The organism is Dyella sp. GSA-30, assembly GCF_027924605.1.
In the GTDB taxonomy this organism is placed as follows: domain Bacteria; phylum Pseudomonadota; class Gammaproteobacteria; order Xanthomonadales; family Rhodanobacteraceae; genus GSA-30.
The window spans coordinates 1,882,070-1,906,666 of the sequence record NZ_AP027042.1; the positions used below are offsets into that span (position 1 = coordinate 1,882,070).

Annotated in this window: 19 protein-coding genes; 9 read left to right on the plus strand and 10 right to left on the minus strand. The window is 58.7% G+C overall.

All coding sequences use genetic code 11. The annotated features are described in order from the left end of the window. Positions 1 to 28: 28 nt before the first annotated feature. Positions 29 to 2,191: a glycosyltransferase family 39 protein gene (locus QMG46_RS08365; protein WP_281852043.1), complete on the plus strand. Its 2,163-nt coding sequence runs from the start codon at positions 29 to 31 to the stop codon at positions 2,189 to 2,191. On the opposite strand, the gene QMG46_RS08370 is transcribed toward QMG46_RS08365, so the two are convergent. The 6 genes from QMG46_RS08370 to QMG46_RS08395 all read right to left on the minus strand — a co-directional run bounded on the left by QMG46_RS08370 (position 2,157) and on the right by QMG46_RS08395 (position 8,384). Then, complete coding sequence (locus QMG46_RS08370; RefSeq protein WP_281852044.1) at positions 2,157 to 3,185, minus strand: glycosyltransferase family 2 protein; 1,029 nt, start codon at positions 3,183 to 3,185, stop codon at positions 2,157 to 2,159. The two genes, QMG46_RS08365 and QMG46_RS08370, sit on opposite strands and share 35 nt — an antisense overlap. Continuing rightward, positions 3,182 to 3,565 (minus strand): GtrA family protein, encoded by a 384-nt coding sequence (locus QMG46_RS08375; RefSeq protein WP_281852045.1) that lies wholly within the window; start codon positions 3,563 to 3,565, stop codon positions 3,182 to 3,184. Before QMG46_RS08375 ends, QMG46_RS08370 begins: the two co-directional genes overlap by 4 nt. 268 nt (positions 3,566 to 3,833) lie before the next feature. Further along, complete coding sequence (locus tag QMG46_RS08380) at positions 3,834 to 4,460, minus strand: class I SAM-dependent methyltransferase (protein WP_281852046.1); 627 nt, start codon at positions 4,458 to 4,460, stop codon at positions 3,834 to 3,836. 219 nt (positions 4,461 to 4,679) lie between these two features. Then, the gene (locus QMG46_RS08385) at positions 4,680 to 5,618 is read right to left on the minus strand and encodes an electron transfer flavoprotein subunit alpha/FixB family protein (protein WP_281852047.1); all 939 of its coding nucleotides are present in this window, start codon (positions 5,616 to 5,618) and stop codon (positions 4,680 to 4,682) included. 22 nt (positions 5,619 to 5,640) lie between these two features. Beyond that, a complete protein-coding gene (locus tag QMG46_RS08390; RefSeq protein ID WP_281852843.1) occupies positions 5,641 to 6,387 on the minus strand; it encodes an electron transfer flavoprotein subunit beta/FixA family protein in 747 nt (248 codons plus the stop codon). Between the two features lie 224 nt (positions 6,388 to 6,611). Further along, a complete protein-coding gene (locus tag QMG46_RS08395; RefSeq protein ID WP_281852048.1) occupies positions 6,612 to 8,384 on the minus strand; it encodes a glycoside hydrolase family 99-like domain-containing protein in 1,773 nt (590 codons plus the stop codon). 737 nt (positions 8,385 to 9,121) lie between these two features. Between QMG46_RS08395 and QMG46_RS08400 the strand changes: the two genes are divergently transcribed. The 6 genes from QMG46_RS08400 to QMG46_RS08425 all read left to right on the plus strand — a co-directional run bounded on the left by QMG46_RS08400 (position 9,122) and on the right by QMG46_RS08425 (position 15,795). Then, positions 9,122 to 9,901: a transketolase gene (locus QMG46_RS08400; protein ID WP_281852049.1), complete on the plus strand. Its 780-nt coding sequence runs from the start codon at positions 9,122 to 9,124 to the stop codon at positions 9,899 to 9,901. After that, positions 9,898 to 10,806, plus strand: a complete 909-nt coding sequence (locus tag QMG46_RS08405; RefSeq protein WP_281852050.1) for a transketolase family protein — start codon at positions 9,898 to 9,900, stop codon at positions 10,804 to 10,806. The genes QMG46_RS08400 and QMG46_RS08405 overlap by 4 nt, the downstream gene beginning before the upstream one ends. Continuing rightward, entirely contained in the window at positions 10,806 to 12,770 is a 1,965-nt protein-coding gene (locus QMG46_RS08410) for an NAD-dependent epimerase/dehydratase family protein (protein WP_281852051.1), read from the plus strand. The genes QMG46_RS08405 and QMG46_RS08410 overlap by 1 nt, the downstream gene beginning before the upstream one ends. Before the next feature lie 72 nt (positions 12,771 to 12,842). After that, positions 12,843 to 13,805 carry a class I SAM-dependent methyltransferase gene (locus QMG46_RS08415; protein ID WP_281852052.1) on the plus strand — a complete coding sequence of 321 codons (963 nt, stop codon included), beginning with the start codon at positions 12,843 to 12,845 and terminating at the stop codon, positions 13,803 to 13,805. Further along, a complete protein-coding gene (locus QMG46_RS08420) occupies positions 13,802 to 14,209 on the plus strand; it encodes a GtrA family protein (RefSeq protein ID WP_281852053.1) in 408 nt (135 codons plus the stop codon). Before QMG46_RS08415 ends, QMG46_RS08420 begins: the two co-directional genes overlap by 4 nt. Then, complete coding sequence (locus QMG46_RS08425) at positions 14,206 to 15,795, plus strand: hypothetical protein (protein ID WP_281852054.1); 1,590 nt, start codon at positions 14,206 to 14,208, stop codon at positions 15,793 to 15,795. The genes QMG46_RS08420 and QMG46_RS08425 overlap by 4 nt, the downstream gene beginning before the upstream one ends. A 14-nt stretch (positions 15,796 to 15,809) precedes the next feature. On the opposite strand, the gene QMG46_RS08430 is transcribed toward QMG46_RS08425, so the two are convergent. From QMG46_RS08430 to QMG46_RS08445, 4 genes are all read right to left on the minus strand, one after another. After that, a complete protein-coding gene (locus QMG46_RS08430) occupies positions 15,810 to 16,556 on the minus strand; it encodes a class I SAM-dependent methyltransferase (RefSeq protein WP_281852055.1) in 747 nt (248 codons plus the stop codon). Positions 16,557 to 16,593: 37 nt separating this feature from the next. Next, positions 16,594 to 18,606 (minus strand): hypothetical protein, encoded by a 2,013-nt coding sequence (locus QMG46_RS08435; protein WP_281852056.1) that lies wholly within the window; start codon positions 18,604 to 18,606, stop codon positions 16,594 to 16,596. Between the two features lie 92 nt (positions 18,607 to 18,698). Next, the gene (locus tag QMG46_RS08440) at positions 18,699 to 20,693 is read right to left on the minus strand and encodes a glycosyltransferase (protein WP_281852057.1); all 1,995 of its coding nucleotides are present in this window, start codon (positions 20,691 to 20,693) and stop codon (positions 18,699 to 18,701) included. A 107-nt stretch (positions 20,694 to 20,800) separates the two neighbouring features. After that, positions 20,801 to 22,399 (minus strand): electron transfer flavoprotein-ubiquinone oxidoreductase, encoded by a 1,599-nt coding sequence (locus QMG46_RS08445; protein ID WP_281852058.1) that lies wholly within the window; start codon positions 22,397 to 22,399, stop codon positions 20,801 to 20,803. A gap of 175 nt (positions 22,400 to 22,574) precedes the next feature. Between QMG46_RS08445 and QMG46_RS08450 the strand changes: the two genes are divergently transcribed. Both QMG46_RS08450 and QMG46_RS08455 read left to right on the plus strand, forming a co-directional pair. Continuing rightward, positions 22,575 to 23,972 (plus strand): amidase, encoded by a 1,398-nt coding sequence (locus tag QMG46_RS08450; RefSeq protein ID WP_281852060.1) that lies wholly within the window; start codon positions 22,575 to 22,577, stop codon positions 23,970 to 23,972. A 2-nt stretch (positions 23,973 to 23,974) separates the two neighbouring features. Beyond that, entirely contained in the window at positions 23,975 to 24,595 is a 621-nt protein-coding gene (locus QMG46_RS08455) for an alpha-ketoglutarate-dependent dioxygenase AlkB family protein (RefSeq protein WP_281852061.1), read from the plus strand. Positions 24,596 to 24,597: the final 2 nt, after the last annotated feature.

Sequence of the window (24,597 nt, forward strand, 5' to 3'; positions counted from 1 at the left end):
AGGCTGTCGCCGCAAAAACGGGAAAGTCATGCTAGATAACGACAGGGATAAGCCGCTTGGTGGCATGTTCACCGGGAAGATACCGCCAATCCTTGTGGTGGCCATGTTTGTGGCCGTCGTCTGGATGGCCTTCCGGATCGTTACGACCGTATCCCCGCTCATGGGGAGCGACGAGTTTGCGTACTTGCAGACGGCCCATTTCGACGCCCGGCACGATGTGCTGTTCCAGCTCGATCCCAACATGCAGCGCGTCGAGAATCGGGTGGTGCCATGGCTTTATGCGGCAAGTGCATCGATGGCGCCGACCCAGGCAAACGACACCTGGCGACTGGCTAACGCGATCGGGTTTTGTCTGGGGGCTGCGCTCATCTTTGCGATGCTTCGCCGCCCTCTGGGTGAGCGTGTCGCCACGGCGACGGCAGTGCTTTATCTGCTTTTCCCTTTTTCTTTTTTTGCGACCCTGATCCTTCCGGAGTTGCCTTTCCAGCTTTTTGTATACCTGCTTGCATGGATGCTGACACGTAGGGAAGGGCCCCCCTCGCTGCTCACGCTCTGCGGTGCTGCGGTCCTATGTGGTCTGGGATATCAGATCAAGCCGCATGCCTTGGCGGCTGTGCTGGCCACCGCTGCCTTCGCTGCAGCGTGGGAGTTGCGAGTGGCCAGGCATTCGATCTTCAAACGCCTGGTTCTCGCCCTGGCAAAGGCGATGGGGTTCCTGGTGGTTGCGGTTCTGGCAGCAAAAGCGTGGCATGCGCTGCTGTCGTTGGGACATGGCGGTGGGGAGGTAATGTCCAATTTCTACGCCAGTTACATCAAGCGCCTTGCTGATCCGACTTACCTGTTAGCCCATGCCGGCACAGTGGCGCTTTACGCTCTCGCGCATCTTGTCGTAATGGCGGCCTTTTTCGCGCCCGCGCTTGCCTGGCTGGGTGCTCGGATAGGGAGTCTCTGGCGGCCGGCGACATGGCGGACGCGTGAGCCGGCTGCTGCCGATTCACTAGCTATGTTCGTGGCCCTGTTCACGGTCGCCATGGTTGCCATGGTCGCCCTGTTTACCGATGTTGCCGTCACGCAGGAGTCGTCGGAGCCTTATAGGATGCACGGGCGCTATCTGGCCGCGTTGTTCCCGCTGCTTCTCGGGGTTGCTCTCGCGGGGGCGGCGGAGCGGCGGTCGGGCCTATGGGTAGCTTTGGCTGGCTTTGCCGCCACCGCCTTGGCCTTCTACCTGGGCAACCGTTATCTGCGGATCTATCCGTGGGACTACCCCGAACTCATGGCGCTGTTCCGTCCGCGTGAGGGACAGTGGGCGTTCGATGGTTGGCTGAGGTGGCCAGCCATGGTCACGCTGGCGGCCGCCCTCGTGTGCTGGGGCCTTTATGCGTTGGGACGTCGCGCGGCCTATGTGGCATTTTTCGCGATAGCCATGCTTTGCGGTCAGTTGCAGATGTCCCGCTGGATTGCTGCGCAATCGGCGGTTGCCGTGCCCATTGTCAGTGACGGTAGGGCGATTGCGGATTACCTCGGCGGACATCTGCGCGAGGGCAGCGGCGTGGTCATCACGCGGCAGCGTTGGGCAGAAATCACCTACCTGCTGGCCGCGCTTGATTCATTGCAGCACGTGATGCTTGTTGATGGCCGAAAGCCCATTCGAACAACTGACTTGCCCGGGAATGTCTCGTGGGTGGTGGTCGAGCCTGGCATTGACGACGTGATGTTTGCCGGCGCTGCCGAACTCCACTTTGGTAGACAGCGGTTGTTCTTGCTGCGCGACGACGTTCCTTGGCCGATGCCCGGACAAAAAGGAGTATGGAAAGGCGAGCCAATGAGTATTGCCCTTGCCGAGTTGCCGATTGGCGCGCACCTGGAGGGGTTCAATGCTCCGGAACCTTGGGGGGCCTGGACCGGGAACAAAGATTCGGCTGCCGTGTCCCTGCCCGTTGGTGTGTCCGGCCCGGTCGTGGTTCGTTTCTTTGGCTGGCTACCTGACCCAAATGGCGGCAACGTAGAAGTATCTCTTGGCGGTGCTTCATCCACCGTGCATGTGGGCGGAACAGGGGCCGATCATGAGGTTCGGCTGGATGTCCCTGCCCAATCGGACCGCCTCTATTTCAAGGCGCCAATAATCTTGAACGATGGCGGTCGTCCGCTTGGCGTGGCTATTGCTCGGGTGACATTGGAGAAAGCTCACTGACGGGAGTCGCGTCTGGTCTTGGGCGCCGGCAATGGATGGCCCGTTGAGGTACATGCGATACGTCGTAACCGATGAAGGCCAACAGGAGCTGGAGCCCGCACAGAATGGAAAGCGCGGCGATGGTCACCGTGCCGATAGGTGTCGCAATATGGTGGGTAGCGGAATTTGCCCAGTGCCATGCGCCGAATACGACGCCGAAAGTCATGATCGACAAACCCGCGACCAGTTCGATCGAGGCCACCGACATGTCGCGCAGAAAGTAGTTGTAGAACACCCGCTTGATAAAGTTGCGCGCATGCTTGCGCAGAAACTCGCCAAAGATGCGCGAGATCTTCAAGTTGCTGACTTCATCACCGTAGACCGCATCCATTGGAATATCCACGACTCGGGCACGGAAGGTGCCCAGGCGAAAAAGGATGTCGGTTTCAAAGAAGTAGCGGAGGCTGATCCGGTCGAAGGGTAGTCGTCGCGCAACGTCCGCATGGATAGCGGTGTAACCGTTGGTCGGATCGAACAGATCCCAGTAGCCGGTAGAGAGTTTGGCGAGAAGGGAAAGCGCAGCGTTGCCAAATACCCGGATGCCGGGCATGCTCGACAAGCTTTCCATGTCGTAGAACCGATTGCCTTTCGTGTAGTCCGCTTCACCAGTAAGAATCGGGTGGACGAACTCATCGATGAGTGTGGGATCCATCTGCCCGTCGCCATCGATTTTCACGATGACGTCCGCCCCGTCTGCAACCGCCGCGCGATAGCCTGTCATGACGGCGCCCCCTACGCCCTGGTTGACCTCGTGGCGAAGAACCCTGACTCGTGAATCCGTGCAATGGGCTTCAACATGCGCAGCCGAGCCCTCCGGGCAGCAGTCGTCTACTACGTATACCCGCCAGATATGCTCCGGCATGCTGGCGATGACATCGATGATGAAGCGCTTTACCTTGTAGCTTGGAATAACAACGGCAATGCGCTGCAAAGGGCGTTCGTCTTGTGAGGTCATCGATAAATCCAGTACTTGGAGACGAAAAAGCTGCATGCGGCGAGGAAGGCATCGATGAAGGGCTTGGCAGCCCATGAGGCTTCCACGCTGGCGAAGTGGGCAACCGCCGTAACCGCCGCCGTACTGATCAACGCCGTGGTTAGCCACCAGGTCACATAACGGCCTAAATGCCGGCGTTCAAGGCGTGCGCGATCAGCATCGCGAAAAGTCCATTTTCCATTGAGCCAGAATCCAACTGATGCGCCGGACACACGGCCGAGCATATTGGCGGCCGCTGCAATGACACCAAATTTCGTCAGGGTCACAAACACCAGCCAGTCGATACCAAGCTGGATGAGACCCGCGATGCCGAAGCTAGCCCCCTCCTTTAAAATCTTCATTTGTACTCAATAGCTCCCTCGCGCCGGCCATGATTCTAACCCGACTAAACGAGAGGATCATTCGGGCAGCTTTGGGCGGAGCCGTGGGACGAGGCGCATTCGTCGGCAGCAATCCAGTGAGAGAGCATCCCTCGAGGTGGCCGGAGGCTGAGCGTCAGACTGCAAGGGAACTTCTGACAAGTCCGAAGCCGAAGTCTGCCAGGCCTGTCACACCACAATGCCCGCTCGGCTGGTGAGATAGTGTCTGGCGATTACCGCAACGCCAGTTTCAATGATACTTGACGATCACGAAGACCTCGTTGAACGCGGCGTCAATAGCCTGGCTTCGATCCACCGTGTGATAGGTCGATACGGTAGCCCCTACCCATTCGCTGGCCATGCGCTCGAAATCGGAGCCATAGTCCCACGTCACCAATGCCTTCCCATCGCCCACCGGGTTACCGTGATATTGCTCCGGCAGGACGTGCGTAACGGTACCGTCTCCGGCGATAGTGGCGCGGCATTGGGTTACAGCCAGGGACTCATGTTTGGGTGCTGTGAATACATGTGCTCCACCGACTTTGAGCACGCGATGAATCTCGCGCAGCGCAACGTCAGGATGGAATACGTGTTCAAGAACATCCTGAGTTACGAACAGGTCGAGACTATTGTCGGCGAAAGTCAGTCCTTCGATGCTTTCGCAGCGAACGCCATTTTTTTTCGAGCCGGGCTGGACATCGGGAAAGTAATGCGAGTACGTGTAGCCAGGGCACTGATTCGCCAGGATGGGAAGCGAGGGCGACGATTCGTGCATCACCGACTCTCTCCATTGCGGAAACAGCGTATCGAGGATTCTAACCAGATGGCGCTGGCGCGGGATCGATTCGCAGCGGTCGCAAAGGTATTCGTCACGCAACCAGGGGCCGTGGATGGTAAAAGTAGAATCGCGCCGGCAGCAGGGACAGTAACCCGCGTGCGATTTCACCACTCCTGACTCAGCGTGCATATGTTGCGGTCCCTTAAACGAACATCAAGAAGTTGCGACCGTAGCATAATCTTCCCGATATGAGCGATCTTCTGCATCGACCATCGCCGATGGAAAGTGAGATGCCTTTCCATCGGCGAATAGCGTCTATCACAGTGCCGCTTCAAGCTCCGGTAAAATCTTGAAGAGGTCGCCCACTAAACCGATATCGGCGATCTCGAAGATCGGTGCCTCGCCATCCTTGTTGATAGCGACGATCGTGCCGGCGTCCTTGATGCCGGTCAGATGTTGAATAGCGCCCGAGATACCGACGGCGATGTAGAGCTCCGGCGCTATGATCTTGCCGGTTTGACCGACCTGCATCTCGTTCGGGCAGTAGCCGGCATCGACGGCGGCGCGCGACGCGCCGACGGCAGCACCGATCTTGTCCGCAAATTTGTAGATGATGTCGAAGTTCTCCTTCGATCCTACACCGCGACCGCCGGAGACAACCTTCGGCGCACCCTGCAGATCCGGGCGATCGCTCTTGCCCTGTTGCAGGTTCACGAAGCGCGTGTGCGAAGGTATGGCGGCGTCCACGCTCAGCGGCTGGACCGGTGCAGAGCCGTTTGACCCTGCGGCCGGCCAGGAGGCCGTGCGGATCGTGGCGACGACGATCGAGGCCGCATCCACTTCCACCGTGACAATGGCATTGCCCGCGTAGATCGGGCGCTTGAAGCTGTGCGCGCCTTCCACGGTCATGACGTCGCTCACCTGTGATACGCCGAGCAGGGCAGCCACGCGTGGGGCGAGGTCCTTGCCGAAGGTGGTCGAAGGTGCAAATACGTGCGAGTAGCCGGCAGCGGCCTTGGCGATCTGCGGAGCCAGAACGGCAGCCAGGGCGTGCGCATTCTCCGCATGGGCGATCGTCAGGACCTTGCTGACGCCGTCGATCTTCGCGGCTTCCGCGGCGACGGCATCGGGGGCATCGGATAGCACGATGACGTCGATGGATTCCGGTTTTACAGCGAGGGCGGCGCTTACTGCCCGTGCCGTAGCGCCATTGAGCTTGCCGTCCAGATGTTCGGCGATAACTAGGATCTTGGACATGTCGATTCTCCGGTCGGCTGCCTTACAGCAGGCCCTTCTGCTTGAGGGCCGCGACGAGTTCAGCGGCGTCCTTCACCATGACGCCCTTGCTGCGCTTGGGTGGGGCGGCATAGTGCGTAGTCTTGATATGGTCGGCAGCATCGATGCCCAGCCCACCGAGCTCGATCACATCGATCGGCTTGGACTTTGCTTTCATGATATCGGGCAGCTTGATGAAGCGCGGTTCATTCAGGCGCAGATCGGTGGTGATCACGGCGGGGAGGTCGGCTTCGATGGTTTCGAGGCCGGCGTCGACTTCGCGGGTTACCGTGGCCTTGCCGTCGGCAACCTCGACCTTGCTGGCAAAGGTGGCCTGTGGGCGGTCCCACAGTGCAGCGAGCATCTGGCCGGTCTGATTGGCATCATCGTCGATGGCTTGCTTGCCAAGAATTACCAGCCCCGGCTGCTCTTTCTCAATCAGCTTGAGAAAGGTGCGAGCGGCAGTCAGCGGAGAGACGGCTTCAGCGGTCTGGACATGGATGGCGCGGTTGGCGCCCATGGCCAGGCCGTTGCGCAAATGAGCCGTGAGATCGGCGGGGCCAATACCCACGACAACGACCTCCTCAGCCACGCCTTTCTCGCGCAAGCGGAGTGCTTCTTCGAGCGCGATGTCGTCGAAGGGGTTGGCGGAGAGCTTCACGCCATCGGTAACGACGCCGGTGCCGTCCGGCTTCACTTGGATGCGGACGTTGTAGTCCACGACACGCTTATAACCAACCAGAATCTTCATCAAGGACCTCGTTTAAAAGGGGCGGCGACCTACCATTCTAGCGCGTATGGGGGGGTCTGGGCCGCTGGTGAGTCTGACTGCGCCCTGCGTGGAAGGTGAATGGGCTTAGTGCGCCCCGCGCTTCGGCCAGGCCCTCCGGGCGAGCTTGAGGGCCGGTCGTATCGGTACCCTGGGCTCCATTCAGCCACCGGGGTCGCTGCAAGCGAAGGTTTCATGTCGTCGCCTCACGATGTTTCATTGCCACCGGTTTGAGTAGGCCAATGAGAGAGTGGCGCCTCGTTGAGCAATTCATTCGCCTGGACGGTGCGCAAGCCACGTTGTGCCACCCCCAGTGTGACGATCCGCTCAATTGCAATGGCCAGCGTGTCGTTTTCCTGGTTGTCTTCGAATTCCCAATCGCACAGGTTCATCTCAAAGAGCGTACGCAAGGCGTCGATACGAGCCAGGAACATGCCGCCTGCAATAAAACGATGTTCGTCGACACGGCCCAATCCCATGCGTTCGCGCAGGTTCTCGACCTCGCCGCCATGTGTGCCTGGATAGTCGGCAAACTCGAGCACGTGCCCATCCGGAGCGATGGTACCCAGACTCTTATCCTCGCCAAGGGCAGTGAGCAGTGGTGTGGCGCGGGAAGGTGCCGTCAAGGTGGCGAGCGGGTCGCCTTCCCATGAGGTGGCACCTCGTGGAGATTCGGTTTTTCGTGTATGCAGTTTGAGCACGATATCGGTCCCGTCGAGCAGCAGTCGTGCCAGGACTTTCAAAAAGGGGAGCATGTCGCGGCCGACATCCGCAAAGGCGACGACTTCGGCCTGGGGGTCGAGGCGCGCAAGCTCCGTTTTGACGACGGTCTCTTGCTCGTAAGTGGTGGTCACGATGATGCGCCAGTCGATGCCGGACTGGTGAAGTGCGGAGAGGACTTGTTCGATGGAGTCCACAGACTCGATATGTGCGACGGCGCAGGGCCTTGGGCGTGCGAGCGACGGCAGCAGTGCGGCGCGAGTCGCTTCGAGCCAAGCATGGCCACGCGTCGCATCGGGCTCAAGGACTGCGCCTTCCGCCCACTCGTTCCACGCATTGATAAAGACCAGCGGGGCGTCGGGAGTGCGGCGCTTCGCTACCGCGATCGATTCGCGCAACCACTGAAAATAGCCTGCGGGGGATTCGTGCACGTAGGTGCGCCCCTGGCCGCTGCGTCTGGCCTCGTTATCCCAGCCAGGATTGACCGCCGGATAGAGGGGGTAGGGCGGGTCATTGCACGGCCGGGTGAGCTCTCGCCAGTCGTAGACTTGCCCTGCATAGTCTGGATTGAGCAGGTGGCGGCGCGCGGTAACCGGTTTCTGCGTAGTATTGTTGGGCGGGAAAGATACGGCTGCGTCGAAGCCGATATCGCGCGGATCGACATTGTCGAAGCTCTGCACGTAGGCGAGGTGAATCTCGCCCAGACCTTGCTCGCGGCACCACTGGCGCCATCGATTTGCCGTTGCGCGGGCGTCGGGTAACAGCCCTGGACGGTAGACCTGCAGCATGGGTTTGCCGTCGACCCGCAGGTAGCGCGGATCGCGCATGTACTCAGCTACGTGACTGATGAAAGCCAAGTCGTCTGCTGCGCTATGTTTCTGAGCGATCAGGATCTGATCGGCACGGCCATCCCAGCGTCGTGACCAGTTTTCATTCGCCCAGCAAAGACAGATGGGAAAGTCCAACGATGGGTCGCCGAGCCACGTGCGCAGCGGCGCTTCAAGCAGCGTCTTGCCCGCAAACCAATAAAAGTAGCTGCAGAAGGCGCTCACGCCATAGTTGCGAGCCAACTCGATCTGCGCGCGGATCGTGTCGGGTAGTCGCAAGTCATAGAAGCCAAGCTCGCCGGGGAGTCGTGGTTGGATGTGACCTTCAAACTGTGGCAGCGCACGTGCCACGTTGCGCCACTCCGTGAAACCGACGCCCCACCAGGCGTCATTCTCCGCGATGGGGTGAAACTGTGGCAGGTAGAAGGCCACCAGCCTCGCCGGTAGCGCATCCGGCAACGCAATGGCTGTGCGCGATAGATAGTCCACGGCGCGGTGACCGGCATGATCACGTGGGCGTCGCTCCGCGTGCGTTCCTACACGCCCATGCGGGCCGGTAGGCACGAGATCGCCGTGGCGTTCCAGGAAGCGCTGGCGCAGACGATCACGGGTTGCCGGAGACATCGGCGTGACCCGAAACCCCAAGCGAAGGCTATGAAAAAGCAATGTGCGGATGCGACTTTTTACGGACATGATCGGAGTACGACAACGGTTCCAGCATCCTTGAGACCCCGGAGGGGACGGTGCTTTGCAATAACGAGAACTTTCCTCATGGCGCGTTTTTGCCCCGCAGGTTTATAGCGGACCTTCTGCTTGAGGTCGGTGATGCGCTTGGCTGCATCTTTTGCCATGACGCTCTTGCCGGGTCTGGGTATGCACGTTGTAGCCGACGACACGCTCGTAACCAACCGGAATATGCATGCTGATTCTTTCCTGACGGCGCCGATCAGCGATGGGCACAATGTGAGCCTGCCATACTATCCGAAGGGCCATCCTGGTACGAATGGCAACCTTGGGCCATATGGCGAGCCTCGGCGGACGCCCACGTAAAAGCGTGGAAAGATCAAAGGCCCCATGCCGTAGATGGGCGCACTGGAAACCGGGATAATCGGGCTGCTTTTTCGTTTCGGGAACGAGATTCATCAATGCAACGGGAGGATGCCAGGGCTATGCCTGTGACATTGGACGCCGCGCGCCTATCTGCCATCCGCGGTAGGCTGCTACGCATGCATTTTGAGAGTGGCGTTGGCCATATTGGTGGAAATCTGTCCTCCATCGATGCACTTGCGCTCATTTTTCACGAGTTTATGGGGGAAGGCAGCCGATTCGTTCTGTCAAAAGGCCATTCCGCAGGCGCTCTTTACGTAGCGCTCTGGAGTGCTGGCCGGCTCACCGACGAGGACCTCACGACTTTCCATCGGGACGATACCCTGCTCGCGGGCCACCCCCCGGCGAGCGGTATCGCCGACATCATGTTCGCCACCGGGAGCCTGGGACATGGCCTGTCGCTGGCCGCGGGGACCGCATTGGCGCTGCGTCTGAAAGGAGAGCCTGGCCATATTTACTGTGTGATGTCTGACGGAGAGTGGCAGGAAGGCGCGACATGGGAGGCTCTGATCTTTGCCAGTCATCATGCGCTTACAAATCTGACCGTACTGATCGATCACAACGGTCTGCAAGGTTTTGGCGCCACCGCGGACGTGGCATCGATGTTCCCGCTCCATGACCGACTGAAAGGTTTCGATGTTGAGATGCACGTGGTTCAAGGGCATGACCTTGCGGCGATGCGCGCGGCGCTGAACACAAGCGCCAGCAAGCTCAAGATCGTCGTGCTGCAAACCATCAAGGGCAAGGGCGTCTCTTTCATGGAAAACAAAATGGAATGGCATTATTTGCCTTTGAAGGAAGCCGATTATCTACGCGCTCTTGAAGAGATCGGCGGCTCATGAGGAAGCAGCTGTGCGATGCGCTCGTGGCGCGTGCCGATGATCCATCGATGGTCTTTCTGACCGGAGATCTCGGTTTCATGGCCCTGGAGGCGCTGCAGGCGAAGATGGGGTCGCGATTCATCAATGCCGGCGTGGCCGAACAGAACATGATCTCCGTAGCGGCGGCGATGGCGCGGCAAGGGCTGGATGCGTGGGCTTACAGTATTGCGCCGTTCTGTTACGCAAGACCGTTTGAGCAAATCAGAAACGACATCGCCTTCCATCGGTTGCCGGTCCGGTTGATCGGCAACGGCGGCGGTTATGGCTATGGTGTGATGGGGCCTACACATCACGCCATCGAAGACTATGGTGTGCTGCTTACGCTCCCCAATATGCGGGTCTATGTGCCTGTGTTCGACGAGGATGTTGCCGATGTCGTCACCAAGGCAGGTGCGAATACGCATTCTTCGTACATACGGCTTGGCCGTGGCGAGCCCCCCGCGGGCTATGCTGTTCCCGCATATGCGGCCTGGCGTCACCTGATAATCGGCGAAGGTCCACCCGTTGTTGTCATGGGGCCTATCGCAGGCACCTATATCGATGCTATCCGAGCTTTGCCTGATCGCCAGCGACCCAATCTATGGGCTGTCGCGGAGCTGCCGCTTTCCCTGAGCCCGCCACCGCAGGCACTGCTTTATCAGATCGAATCGAGTGAGCGTGTGCTCATCGTCGAGGAGCACGTGGCGCAGGGAGGTCTCGCGGCAGCGATGTCGCTGTACATGCTTGAGCACGGTCTCTACGCAACCGTAAAACATCTTTGTGCTCAGTCGCATCACTATCCACGGTATGGCTCGCAGGCCTACCTGAGAGAGAAATCCGGTCTGGCTCCACAGGCTCTGCTTAGTGCAATAGGTAGTCTCGGCTGATGAACGACTTGAACCAACACATCCTGGCATTGCGTGGCCCGATTCTGGTGACTGGCGCTGCCGGCTTCGTCGGGGCCAATTTGTTCCTCAAGCTGCTCGCCTGCCGTAGCGATGTTTACGCATTGGTGCAGAGCAAAGGCGGCTGGCGGTTGCCGGACAGTGCCGAGGCGAACATTGTTGTCGCCAATGTAAATGATCCGGCTGCCCTGACTCATCTGGTCGATGAGCTTGCGCCGCAGACGGTCTTCGATTGTGTTGCCTACGGCGCGTATTCGTTCGAACAGGACCCCAGGCTGATCTACGAGACTAATTTTCAGTCGATCGTCGGGCTGGTCGGTTTGCTGGCGAAGCGGTCTTGCGCCGCATTTGTACATGCGGGTACTTCGTCTGAATATGGTACCAATTGTACCGCCCCTTCAGAGGAAGACCGCCACGAGCCCAATAGCCACTACGCAGTTTCAAAGGTGGCTACCGCCGAATTTCTGCGATACATGGGCAAGCATCTAAGTTTTCCCTGTGTCAATTTGAGGCTCTATTCGGTTTACGGTCCGTTGGAGGATGGTTCGCGTCTCATTCCCAACCTGTTGCACAAGGCTTTGGCTGGCAAGTTGCCGCCATTTGTCGACGCTCGCACGTCGCGTGATTTTGTACACGTCGATGATGTCTGTTCTGCGTTTGTTTATGCCGCGGCCAAGATGAATCCGGACCTTTACGGTGAGAGCCTGAACATTGGCACCGGAATATGCACAACAATCGGAGCCTTGGCGAATCTGACGCGCGAGCTATTTGCCGTCGAAGACACACCGACATTTGGATCGATGGAAGGGCGCCAGTGGGATTTGGCCGAATGGTACGCCGACCCTGCCAAGGCGTCGCGCCTACTGGGTTGGCGTGCCACAGTGACGTTGAAGGATGGACTCGCATCGACCGCGCAGTGGGTCGCTACCTTGAGCGAGGGCGATCTGGCCAAGCATTCGAAGCAGCAGACCAATAAAAAACGCCGCAGCATATCGGCAATTATCGCCTGCTACAAAGATGAGCCCGCCATTCCTGTCATGTACCGCCGGCTCAAGGACACCTTCAGCCGCCTGGACATCGATCACGAGATCATTTTCGTCAACGATTGCAGCCCGGACGATAGCGCTGCAGTTATTCAGCAGATTTCTGCAAGCGATTCGGCGGTTATTGGCATCAGTCATTCGCGTAACTTTGGTTCGCAAATGGCTTTTCGAAGCGGTATGGAGTTGGCATCCAAGGATGCGGTCGTGCTGCTCGACGGCGACCTGCAGGATCCGCCCGAGCTTATTGAATCTTTCTTCGAAAAATGGGAAGAAGGCTACGATGTCGTGTACGGCAGGCGAGTGCAGCGGGAAATGCCTTGGCATTGGGGCTTGCTCTACAAGGCCTTTTATCGCGTATTCGCTGCTTTCAGCTACGTGAATATTCCACTCGATGCTGGCGACTTTTCGTTGATGGACCGCAAGGTCGTGCAGTGGATACTGGCCTGTACCGAGCGCGATCTTTTCATGCGCGGGCTACGCGCGTACGTGGGGTTCAAGCAGGTGGGAGTCGACTACGTTCGACCGGAGCGTATGTTTGGACATACGACCAATACGTTATCCAAGAACATTGACTGGGCCAAAAAAGGGATTTTTTCGTTCAGCAACGTGCCTTTGACGCTGCTTACCACCACAGGGTCGGTTCTGCTCGCATTGTCTATTATTGCAGCGATAACCGTTGCGGTGCTTCGTCTGGTCTGGCCTGACATCGCACCACGTGGCGCGACGACATTGTTGATAGCGCTTCTGATGTTCGGCTCGCTCAATCTTTTTGGAATAGGGCTCGTGGGCGAATACATCGGTAAGATCATGATCGAGGTCAAAGGACGGCCCCGCTTGATTCGATCGGCATTGATTCGACACGGCACAGTGACCGAACAACCGGCTAAGCCAAGCCAACGTTAGTCGGCGACTTTGGCAAGCCACGTTTGATTATTTGAACCCCTGCCAGGATGGCAAGCCATCCGGATACCCAGCATGCAGCGAGAAGTCCCTCCAGGCCAAGATACTCTGACCACCCGAGAAACCCGCACCTGCCCCGTGTGCGGCGGATCTTCGCTGGAGGCTGATTTGTTCCTTGAAGAAAAGGTCGATCTCACGAAGCTGAATCAGTTCAGTTTCGCCTCGCGAAAAGAGCCGGAGTACTTCAATTATCGGATGGTTTGTTGCAAGGTCTGCGACCTTGTCTACGTCGATTGCCCTCCATCGCAGCAGGCCTTGGCACAGGCCTACCATTCAGCAGATTACGATAGCGCCGAAGAAGCGGAAGACGCCGCTAACGCGTATCTGCGCGAAATGAAAACCGTGTTGGGGCGCGTGCATCCAGGGGCGGCGCTGGAGATTGGGACCGGTACGGGGGTGCTGCTGGACGGGTTGATGGCTGCGGGCTTCAGTCAGGTACAGGGGGTCGAGCCTTCCTCGGCTGCGATTGCGGCCGCTCCCTCACATCGAAAACCTTGGATAACGGAGGGCATATTCAACGAGCACGATTATCCGCCCGAATCCTTTGACCTGATTTGCTGCTTCATGACGCTTGAGCATGTGCGTGATCCGATGGATATCGTCAAGTCGGCTCTGCGTTTATTGCGTCCAGGTGGCGCTTTTGTATCAGTTACGCATGACTACTCGGCCCCCCTGAATCGTGCGCTGGGGCGGCGTTCGCCGATTATCGACGTCGAGCATATGCAGCTCTTCTCCCGGCGCAGTATCGAGGAACTACTGTCGCGCGCGGGTTATGGAGATATCGATGTAAAGCCCTTCTCCAACCGTTATGCGCTTTCTTATTGGATGCGCCTGGTGCCGGCGCCCGCTAGCCTGAAGCGCTCTGCAATCAGGGCGATGAATGCGCTCGGTGTGGGGCGCTTGAAGCTGTCGGCGAATGTGGGCAACACCATGGCCGTAGCCTATCGACCGATGGCCGGCAGGGGGCGTGGCGGGTGAGCCAGGGCAGGAAATTTATCCGTTTTCTGCTGGTCGGGGTACTCAATACCGCGTTTGGCTTCGCCGTGTATGCCGCATTGATCTATGCAAGGGTACCGGTTTGGCTTGCCCTGATTGGTGGCAATGTGGCGGGTATCTGCTTCAACTTCCTTACCACTGGGCACTTTGTATTCCTGGATGCCTCTCTTGTGCGATTGCCAAGATTTGCGGGGGCCTATCTGCTTTGCTATGCCGTCAACTACGTGGCGATACGAATGTTGATCCATATGGGACTCGGCAGCATCGTGGCTCAGGCACTGATATCCCCTTGTATGGCAGTGCTTTCGTTTCTTCTGATGTCAAAATATGTATTCAGCACGTCTCGCATGTCTGACGTGAGCGCTGAACAGTCGGAGAAGCCATGACTCCGATACGCCAGATCAAGCCGGCGATCGTGCAGCAGACTCTCAATACGAACAGAGATATGGTCTTCGCTTTTCTCGGTGGAATGATTCTGGTCCTCGTTGCGTTTGTTTGGGAGGGGCACCAGGGATTCAACCTTTGGGACGAAGGTTATCTCTGGTATGGCGTGCAGCGCAGCATGCTCGGAGAAGTTCCGCTTCGCGATTTCCAGGCGTACGACCCCGCGCGCTATTACTGGTGCGCGCTGCTCATGAAAATCACGGGCTCTCAAGGCATCATGGCCGTGCGTGCCACTGTCGCCGTTTTGCAAGCACTGGCGCTGGGCCTGGCGCTTACGACGTTGGCATCCGCTGCCAGAGGCCGTCGAAACGGATGGTTTCTTCTCATCTGCGGAATATCTCTTCTGGTGTGGATGGTTCCTCGACACAAATTGTTCGATATCGCCATCTCGATCGCACTGGTCTGTACATTTGCGCGATGGATACGTGTTCCTTCCGTAGCCAATAGCATCCTTGCCGGCATGGTCGTTGGAATTGCTGCCTGCCTGGGGCGCAATCATGGTGTCTACGGCTTGGCAGCCGGAGCCGGCATAGGAATATATCTGTCTCTGCGCTGCGAGGGCTGGCGGCGCTGGTCAGTTCAGATGATCGGTTTTGGTGCGGGCGTCGTAATCGGCTATCTGCCGATCGTTTTCATGATGATCTTCGTGTCCGGTTTCTATCAGGCATTTATCGAAAGCATAAGATTTCTCTTCGAGGTCAAAGCAACCAACTTACCACTTCCCATACCGTGGCCCTGGACTGTCGACTTCTCGGCGTTACCTCTTGTCGAAGCGTACAGGCAAGTTTTACTCGGCCTGTTCTTTATGACTACGCTTGTGTTTGGGGTATTTTCCATCCTCCATGTTGTCGCCCGACGGTTGAGAGGAGGGACGCCCAGTCCGCTCCTGGTGGCGTGTGCTTTTCTTGCATTGCCCTACGCGCATTATGCATTTTCCAGAGCTGATGCCGGACATCTGGCGCTTGGGATATTTCCCACGCTTATCGGCTGCATGGAACTTGCGAGTTCGCTGCATTCATGGCGGCGCATGTTGACTGTCTGCGTCCTGGCCCTGTCAGGCGTCTTCACCATGATCGCGTCTCACCCTGGATGGCAATGTCGCTCTTCGAATGCCTGTACCTGGATATCCATCGGCGATGACAGGCTTTATGTCGACGCTACAGCAGCGAGCAACGTTGGGCTTCTGTATAGGCTCAGAGACAGTGAATCGCAGGGACCGAAGAATTTCTTTGCCGCGCCGTTTTGGCCGGGTGCGTATGCGCTTCTTGGAAGGAGGTCGCCCACGTGGGAGATTTATACGGCATGGCCGCGTAGTGACGAATTTCAGCGCCGCGAAATCACCGATATCGAGCGATCGAAGCCTGCATTTGTGGTGATCTACGATCTGCCGCTGGATGGGCATGATGAACTGCGATATGCGAAGACTCACCCGCTGATAGATGCCTATGTGCGAACGAACTTCAATCGTACACAGGTCTTCTCGGATGATCCTGCCTTGCAGATATACCTGCCTAGAACGACGCCTTGAGGCGCCGGCAGGGTTTACCCTCGGATGGCTTGTACAAAGTAACCCAGCGGGTCTTCCTTGGCGCCGCCGCCGAATGCTTCGGCCATATGCGCGGCGATAAGGAAACCTGCTGTGATGGGTGCCAGCACTATCAGAGGAACTACCTTCCACAATGTCTGTATGTTTCTTGGCAGAAGACGTGCAGCAAGAACGACCAATTTACTGGCAATTGCCGAGATATCCGTGCCTCTTTCAGTGATTTCTATATGCTCAAAGCCGTGTGCGGATAGAAGCACGAGTAGTCGCTCGCGAGTAAAGCGGTGAAAATCGTAGGGTAAGTGGTGACGGCGTGCTGACCAAGGGACTGTCAGCAAAAGAGTGGCGCCAGGTTTCAGGCAGCGCGCTATCTCCGAGATCACCCTGTCGGGGTCGTCGACATGCTCGAGCACCTCAATGCACAACGCACCATCGAAGCTGGCGTCGCCAAAAGGAATCGTCTTGCCGTCGTAATAGGTGATTTCGGGACGGCTTGGCTCCATGCCGAACGCCTCGGCAGATGCCACATCAATGCCTTGATAGCGGGTAGTGGCGGGTAGCCATTCACGCCATGGTGATTCTCCGGCACCTACGTCTATGACCGTTCCTTGCAACCTCGCCATGGCCGGGCGAAGCGGTCGAACAATCGTCTTTAGTTGCAGATCAAGCAAACACCTGATCGCGAACAACAGCCGGTTCGACGAAGGAGCCTTGACCGAGATTGGCTTGAAATTTTCCTGTTGCATAAGATTCCACTATCCGCGCGAGCGCGCGTAGTTTCAGCTACTTCGGTACATACCGGATTGCGTAATAGCTGCCGAAGTCCAGTTGCTGATCGCGTCGATAAACGCTGTCGTAGTCATTCAACCAACTATCCGCCGCGAAGCTTCGCTGTATCAATAGCCATCCAGGCGACTTCAGTCTTTGCGCAACCCTGGTCAAAAACGTTCTGCGCAACGTCGGCGGAAGATATGCATAGTTTTCCGGGCCATGTAACGCGCTCCATGGTGCTCCCGAGGCTGACCTTTCAAGGTTGAGTGCCGTGTCGAGTACGGTGACGGGTTCGCCAAATTTCTGCGCAATAGTGAACATACCGCGCGCGCCATCCGCAGAAGACGGGATGGAATCGCCTTGCCCCGCAAAGCGTGCATTTGCTTGCTGTCCTTCCTTGGAGAGGTAGCTAAAACGGTCCGCTATCTCGCGAGGTCGAATTTGAAACAGTGCACCCGATCGAGCCACGTCCAGCCAGGTGGACCAGCCGGTTAGCGTTACATAAACCAATAGACAAGCCAGGAACCCTGAGGCAGCGACACGCAGGCTTCCAAACTGCCTTATCTGACGTATAGCGAGCAGCAGCAGTAGATAGAAGACGCTGATATTGAGCAGATTGTTGTCGTGGCTGCGACCAAGGTAGTAGGAGCTGGCGCCATAACAGGCCAACAGCACGATGACGAGGTTATGGGTCTGCCAGGTATCCGGTGCCTGCTGTAGTCTTCGATGAAGCGTATAGGTGGCGGCCAAAATAACTGCGCCAAAAAATAGCACGGCGCCATAAGGGTTGATCGGTAAAGGGCCCGGCGGGTACATCAGGTAAGCAAGATAGCCCTCGATGGAGGGCAGTGAGCCGTAGACTACTTTGTAGAACAGTAAGAAAGTTGCGATGGTGCTCGATAGCCATACCGTCAGCTTTGCATTTGCCCTGGCCAGCGCGCCGAAGGTGGAGACGTCAGGGTTGCGATCGCGGCACGCGGCCCAGCAGTAGTACGGCCACCAGAGTACCGTAACCTGGAAAGCGCTTTCTGGTGACCAAAGAACCCCCAATGCCCAGAGAAGATGAACAAACTCATTTGGGCGATGTGTCGCAGAAGCCGATTCCCGTCGTACAAGAGCAAACATGAGAAGGCCAAGCGGAAGAAACCTCAGCCCGGAGACCGATGGCGTTAGAGCGGGAGAGCCAATGTTCGGTGGATATGCGGTCCAAAGAAAGGATGCAATGAAGACGGCAATTGCAATGGCCGCGAGCTGCCAAGGCCGATCCGCCGATGTAAGCCGCAAAGCGATGGATAGGCAGATTGCACTGAATAGCAGCGTCGATGCGCCCGCCCAGAAATACATGGCAAGCCAGCAATCACCATGGCAGGTTGCTGCTAATAGCAAAGTCGGCCCAAGCCCGTATTGAGCAGGAAAGTCGAGCATCACTCTGGCGCCCGCCAGAACCAGTTGTGCCGGACCGATGTATGCGCCCCAGTGATGCCAACTTAGCCAGAGTGCCCAGGGACGACTGTACAGACCCGTTGAAAATACAATAAACGCGCCAAGCACCAAGAACACAAGCCAGATGGCGATCACCCATTGTCGACTGGGTTCACGCGCGCATTTGCTTGCAATGAAACTCCAGGTGAACGCAACAAGCAGGGCGTGCAATAGCAATAGCTGCTGCCAACTGACATCGAACGTGCCATTTGTCCGCCGCCACCAGGCAAGCGTTGTGGCGATACAGAAAATTGCCGCCAGGACCGCGGCGTTACCCAAGCTCATGCGGCGGTCGAGAAGCCGGCAAAGAAAGATGCAAAGCAGGGAAGCCGCACAGGCGCACGCCATCGAAACGATGCTCGGTCTGGGCGTAACCAGCAGAAGAAAGAACAGCAAAGTCAGCAGGGCGCCGCCCAATACCAGTTCGCGCTTGATCGGTGCTGGTATGGTGTTTCCTGCTCTAAAGATATTTTTTACCAGTAAGAGCGCAAAAACCAAGCCCACGCCGAGATACATTGCTATAACTGCGAATTTATCGGCCATGTACTTGTCTGTTACCCGTATTCAACGTGGCGAAATTTGGTTCGTTGGGTGATGCGGTAAGCTGACAAGCACTTGCAATGGGCTAGCCAGGCTTACTCAAGCGAACGACGTAGCGTATCGGCAGCTGCCTCAAACGAAAAATGACGCCTGACATTTTCCAGGCCGTTTACCGATAGTGTCGTCCATAGTGCTTCATCCTGCACCAGACGTCGCACCGCATCGACATAGTCCTCGACGCTTTCGGCAACCAGAACGTCAATGCCATTGTTGAGCTGCATCCCTTCGATGGCGATAGGCGTGGCAATGACCGGCACGCCGTAACTCATTGCCATATTTATCTTGCCTTTCACGCCTGCACCAAAGCGCAATGGAGCTAGGGAGGCCAGGCAAGCGTCCAGCCAGGGGGTGAGGTCTGGTACGCGACCGTGAAAATCGACATTCAAGGCTTGCAATGCCTGGCGGGCCGAATCTGGCATGTCACCAAGAATGTGGATGCGTACATCAGGCAGCCGCTCGGCAAGGAGGGGGGCCATCTCGCTAGCTATCCAGGTGATGGCGTCGGCATTCGGTGGATGGCCATATCCACCGATAAACACCAGGTCGCGACGTTCCGCATGGCCTGTCGCCGCGCCATGAACATCATGGATATTCGATAACAGCTCGACCTTGGCTTGCGGCAACTCATGGGCCAGTAGCGCTTGTTCATAGGGACTGACAACGAATGTCGTGTCACAAGTCGCGATGAGGGCTAACTCACTGCGGCGAGACGCCTGTGCCTGGCGAGTCATCGCTGCGCTGCCGCTAAGCGTCGCCGCGCGCTCTTCTCTCAGATAATGAAGGTCCACCGTGTCGAATATCAGCCTTGCCTGCGGCGCGTATTTACGCACGAGCGCAGCGTACTGTCCCGCTACTGCGTGGCGACTCAGTATGACAGCATGCAGCGTTTCCCCATGCGCACGCAGCCATTGAGGTAGATCTGCAGCCAAGGAGTCGTATAACAATTCGGTGCCTAGTGAACCGAGTCGTTTGATGTCCTCAGCTGTCACACGATGATCGTCCGGGAAAAAGCACGCGCTCCACCCTTGCTCATCGAGAATCTTGAATATCGAGCAAAGTCTCAGTGAGCCCGAGTCACGCGTGGGGTCGGGGACCGTGCTGTCCACGATGAGAACGCGGCCGCGCTGCCCCCAGCGAAGCGCATGTTCCAATGTGATATCAGTCGATGGTTGGTGTGCGAGCTGCGCGCGCCATTTATCGGAAAACTTTTCGCGGTTGATCAGCTGGTGACGTTTCACGCCGCTATCGCTATGCAGATCGATGCCCGAGCTGATGCCTTCGTAGTGGATGACGGTGCTCGCCGGTTCGTAGTACACCTTCAGGCCAATCTGCTGCACGGCAAAGGCAAGATCGGTGTCTTCGTAGTAGGCCGGCATGTAGCGGACGTCGAAACCGCCGACCTGCTGAAACACGGCGTGGCGAATCATGAGCGCCGCGCCGCTTACATAGTCCACTTTGCGGCGATAGCTCCACGCGGCCGCATCGCGCCGTTCGAATCGGCCGATATTCCAGCAGCTGCCATCCGTGAAAACCAGGCCGCCAGCTTCCTGTAAGCGTCCATCCGGATAAACGAGCCGGCTGCCGGCAATGCCGCAATCAGCGCGTTCTGAAAAGCAAGCCAGCAAACTGTCCAGCCAGTCTGGAGTGACTTGCGTATCGTTGTTGAGAAAGACCAGAAATTCACCGCGAGCAGCGTCGGCCCCAGCGTTACAAGTGCCAATAAAACCCAGGTTACGCGCATTGCGCAGTAAACGAAGTCCCTGAATTTGCGCGAACACGTGCTCGTTGTTTTCAGGCGAGGCGTCGTCGACAACGATGACTTCAATCGGTGCCTTTGAAGGGTGTCTGGAAAGAGAGCGCAGGCAGGAAAGCGTGTACTCCAATTTCCCGTAGACCGGGATCACGATGGAAACCAGAGGTCGCTCCGACGTCACCAGTTGGAATGGCTCGAAGAGAGTCTCCAATGGAGCGATGGGCAACGTATCGTCCAACGGGGGGCGTCGCTCGAATTCCTGGCCCAGGCGCGTCATCGTTCCGCGCCAGCCCCGCAACGCAATGCTGCCGCGAAAGCGCGACCACAAATAGCCTATGCGCTTCAAACGCCAATGGATGCGAGACACCCGCGACGTTACTCCCATCACAGATTCTGGTAGTTCGGCCCGGACCCGCCTTCCGGCGTCACCCAGTCGATAATCTGGTACGGGTCCTTGATATCGCACGTCTTGCAATGCACGCAGTTGGCGGCATTGATCTGCAGCCTCTTGCCGGCCTCGTCCTGGACGATCTCGTAGACGTTGGCCGGGCAGAAGCGTTGGCAGGGGTTGCCGTATTCGACGGTGCAGCGATCGATACAGATCGTGGTGTCGGCGACACGCAAGTGGATGGGCTGGTCTTCGTCGTGTTCGGTGGCGGCGAAGTAGACGCCAGCGAGACGGTCGCGCGGGGCGAGGTCGCGCTGCACGTAGTCGCGCTTGGGTTCTTCCTGCTGTCCTAGCTTGTGCAGCGAAGACCAGTCCGCCTTGTTCTTCAGCGTCCACGGTGAGGCGCCCTTGAGGACGGTTTCCCAGGCGGCGTTCAACATGCCGAACCACAGGCCTTTCTTGAAGCCGGGTTTGATGTTGCGCACCTGCTTGAGCTCGGCCATGACATCCGAACCGCGCAGCCTGGCGTTCCAGCCGGCGCTGCTCAGGGAGTCGGCGATGTGTTCGGCGGCAAGCATGCCCGAGCGGATCGCCTGGTGGGTGCCCTTGATCTTGGGCACGTTGAGCAGGCCGGCGGTATCGCCGATCAGCAAGGCGCCGGGCATTTCCACGTTGGGTAACGACTGGTAGCCGCCGGTAACGATGGCGCGCGCGCCGGCCGAGAGGATCGTGCCGCCTTCGAGCAGGGATTTCACCGACGGATGGTTCTTCCACTGCTGGAAGGCTTCCCACGGCTGGTAGTTGGGGTCGCTGTAGTCCAGGCCGCTGACGTAGCCGAGTGCAACGCGATCCTTGTCCAGGTGATAGAGAAAGCTGCCGCCATAAGTGTGGTTGTCGGCGGGCCAGCCGAAACTGTGCACGATCTTGCCCGGGTCAACGCGGCCGGCCGGCAACTGCCACAGCTCCTTGATGCCGATGGAGTAGCCCTGCGGGTCGCTGTCCTTGTCCAGCGCGAAGCGCTTGATCAGCTGCTTGGTCAGATGCCCGCGAGCGCCTTCGGCAAGCACGGTGAGCTTGGCCTTGATGTCGATGCCCTGGGTGTAGCCGGCCTTGTGAGTGCCGTCTTTTGCGATACCCATATCGCCAATGCGCACGCCAGCCACCGAGCCGTCGTCGTTATAGATGTTCTCGGAGGCGGCGAAGCCAGGGAAGACATCGACACCCAGCGCTTCGGCCTGTGGCGCCAGCCAGGCGCACATCGCACCCAACGAGACGATGAAGTTGCCCTTGTTGTGCATGCCCGGCGGCACCGGCAGCTTGCGGCCACCGGTCTTGCTGAGCAGCCAGAACTCGTCCTCCTTGGCAGCCACACAGATCGGCGGCGGGTTATCGCGCCAACCGGGCAGGAGCGCATCCAGCGGTTGCGGTTCGATCACCGCGCCGGAGAGGATCTGCGCACCGATGGTCGAAGCCTTCTCGATCACGCATACGGTGAGGTCCGGCTTGATCTGCTTCAGGCGGATCGCGAAGGACAGGCCCGCAGGGCCTGCGCCGACGACGATCACGTCGTATTCCATCGTTTCGCGTTCGCTCATGGCGGACTCCAATCAGGCTGACACGGAGAACCGTGCTGGCGGGTACGGATAATCCGCCATTGTCCGTTTTCGAAGCGATTGGGGCAACGCGTGCTGCAACATGCCAAAACAGAAAGGACTTGCAAACGTTTCACGTCTGACAGCGATAATCGGGTCAAGCCTGCAAGGAGAGCTTATGAATACATTGCCGCCGATCGCCGACCTGGATATGCGCCGCGCCAGTCTTTGCCAGCTGTTGCACTGGCTGGCCGCCGGGCGTGTACAGCCCGAGCCGCTGGCCGAGGTCTACCAGGACGCCATCGAACGGATCAACCCGCAGCTCAATGCCTACCTGGATGTCATGCCGGGACTGATACAGGAGCAGGCGCGGGCAGCGCAGCATCGCCGCCGAGAAGGGGTGATCGGGCGTCTGGACGGCATCCCGATCGCGCTCAAGGACAATTTCGACGTCGCCGGCTGGCCCACCCGGGCGGGTCTGGCCGGGCGGACACAGCCGGCCCAGGACGACGCCCACGTGGTCTCGCGCCTGCGCGCCTCCGGCGCCGTGCTGCTGGGCAAGACCAATATGGACGAGGGCGCCCTGGGCGCGGCGACCGACAACCCGCATTACGGCCCGACCCAGCACCCCTACCGGCATGGCTATTGCGCGGGTGGTTCCTCTGGCGGCGCGGCGGCGGCTGTGGCGGCCGGCTTGGCCGTGGCTGCGGTTGGCTCGGACAGCTTGGGCTCGATCAGGATCCCGGCCAGCTATTGCGGCGTCTTCGCGCTGAAGCCCACGCACGGGGAAATTTCCACGCGTGGCATGGTGGCGGCAGCACGCCGACTGGATGCCGTCGGCCTGCTGGCTCGCAGCGTGGACGACCTCACCGTATTGCTGCAGGTCCTGGCCGGCTACGACGCCGATGACGCCCGATCGCGTCGACGCCGGGTGGCGTTCTCTCCGCCCGATTGGGAGCCGGGCAACCTGCGTACCGGCCTGCTGGGTGACCTGGCGGGTGTCGGGGTGCAGCCTGAGGTGATCGAGGTGTTCGAGGCGGCCCTCGAAAAACTGCCGCGCGAGCTCGGCGAGCGGCGCACGGTAGATTTCTCGGACTGGAATTTCGCCCGCACGCGGCGCGCCGGCTTGCTCTTGATGGAAGCGGAAATGCTGGGCACGTTCGCGGCCGATCTGGAAAGCACAGGGCCGTCAGTGTCCGATCGCTTCCGTAGCATGCTCGGTTACGCGGCGACGAAGAGTGCGGCGGACTATGCCGTGGCCGATCGTGTACTCGATGCGGCGACCCTGAAGATGCGACGCCTGTTCGCGCAGGTCGACGTACTGGTGATGCCAACCACGCCGCAGGGTGCGTTCCCGCTGGGCGAGCCGGTGCCGGACTCGCAAGCGGATCTGACCAGCTTTGCCAGCCTTGCCGGTTGCCCGGCGGTGAGCATTCCTATGGGGACGCTACCCAACGGCCTGCCCATCGGCATGCAGTTGATCGGTGCGCGCGGTTCGGATTTGCGCCTGCTCGAGCTGGCCGCTGTCTGCGCCATGACTCTGGACGCCGAACCGGTGTATCCGGCGATAGCCTGATAGTGGATTTGTTCGGCCAGTCGCGTGGTTCGGCCTGGGAGCGCATCGAGCTTCCGGGCGCGGACCTGCGCTGGGTGCCGCACTGGTTGGCGCCGGACGAAGCAGGCCAATGGCTGGCCGATCTACGTGATGCGATTCCCTGGGAAGTCCATCGGATTCGCATCTTCGGTCGCGAGGTCGATTCGCCGCGCCTGAGTTGTTGGATCGGCGATGCGGATGCCAGCTATACCTATTCGCGCACCCGGTTCGAGCCGCACCCGTGGACGACTCCGCTGAGCGCCTTGCGCGAACGTATCGAGGCGGCCTGCGCAACACGCTTCAACAGCGTGCTGGCCAACCTCTATCGGGATGGCAACGATTCGATGGGCTGGCATAGCGACGACGAGGCGGAGCTAGGATCCCAGCCAGTGATCGCCTCATTGAGCCTGGGAGCGGCACGCAGCTTCAGATTCCGCTCGCGCGACGACAGGCGGACGGTGCGTTCGCTGGAACTGCCGTCTGGCAGCTTGCTGTGCATGGCCGGCAACACACAGCGTGTGTATCAGCACGATTTACCGAAACGGCGCGGCATGCGCGACGCGCGGCTGAATTTGACCTTTCGTTACATACGGCCGCGCAGCTGACT

Excerpts from the sequence above, each read along its gene's own strand:
- QMG46_RS08425 (WP_281852054.1), top strand. The coding sequence starts at position 14,206 with ATGACTCCGATACGCCAGATCAAGCCGGCGATCGTGCAGCAGACTCTC.
- QMG46_RS08400 (WP_281852049.1), top strand. The coding sequence starts at position 9,122 with ATGCCTGTGACATTGGACGCCGCGCGCCTATCTGCCATCCGCGGTAGG.
- QMG46_RS08375 (WP_281852045.1), bottom strand. The coding sequence starts at position 3,565 with ATGAAGATTTTAAAGGAGGGGGCTAGCTTCGGCATCGCGGGTCTCATC.
- QMG46_RS08450 (WP_281852060.1), top strand. The coding sequence starts at position 22,575 with ATGAATACATTGCCGCCGATCGCCGACCTGGATATGCGCCGCGCCAGT.
- QMG46_RS08405 (WP_281852050.1), top strand. The coding sequence starts at position 9,898 with ATGAGGAAGCAGCTGTGCGATGCGCTCGTGGCGCGTGCCGATGATCCA.
- QMG46_RS08430 (WP_281852055.1), bottom strand. The coding sequence starts at position 16,556 with ATGCAACAGGAAAATTTCAAGCCAATCTCGGTCAAGGCTCCTTCGTCG.
- QMG46_RS08445 (WP_281852058.1), bottom strand. The coding sequence starts at position 22,399 with ATGAGCGAACGCGAAACGATGGAATACGACGTGATCGTCGTCGGCGCA.
- QMG46_RS08385 (WP_281852047.1), bottom strand. The coding sequence starts at position 5,618 with ATGTCCAAGATCCTAGTTATCGCCGAACATCTGGACGGCAAGCTCAAT.
- QMG46_RS08370 (WP_281852044.1), bottom strand. The coding sequence starts at position 3,185 with ATGACCTCACAAGACGAACGCCCTTTGCAGCGCATTGCCGTTGTTATT.
- QMG46_RS08415 (WP_281852052.1), top strand. The coding sequence starts at position 12,843 with ATGCAGCGAGAAGTCCCTCCAGGCCAAGATACTCTGACCACCCGAGAA.
- QMG46_RS08390 (WP_281852843.1), bottom strand. The coding sequence starts at position 6,387 with ATGAAGATTCTGGTTGGTTATAAGCGTGTCGTGGACTACAACGTCCGC.
- QMG46_RS08435 (WP_281852056.1), bottom strand. The coding sequence starts at position 18,606 with ATGGCCGATAAATTCGCAGTTATAGCAATGTATCTCGGCGTGGGCTTG.
- QMG46_RS08365 (WP_281852043.1), top strand. The coding sequence starts at position 29 with ATGCTAGATAACGACAGGGATAAGCCGCTTGGTGGCATGTTCACCGGG.
- QMG46_RS08440 (WP_281852057.1), bottom strand. The coding sequence starts at position 20,693 with ATGACGCGCCTGGGCCAGGAATTCGAGCGACGCCCCCCGTTGGACGAT.
- QMG46_RS08410 (WP_281852051.1), top strand. The coding sequence starts at position 10,806 with ATGAACGACTTGAACCAACACATCCTGGCATTGCGTGGCCCGATTCTG.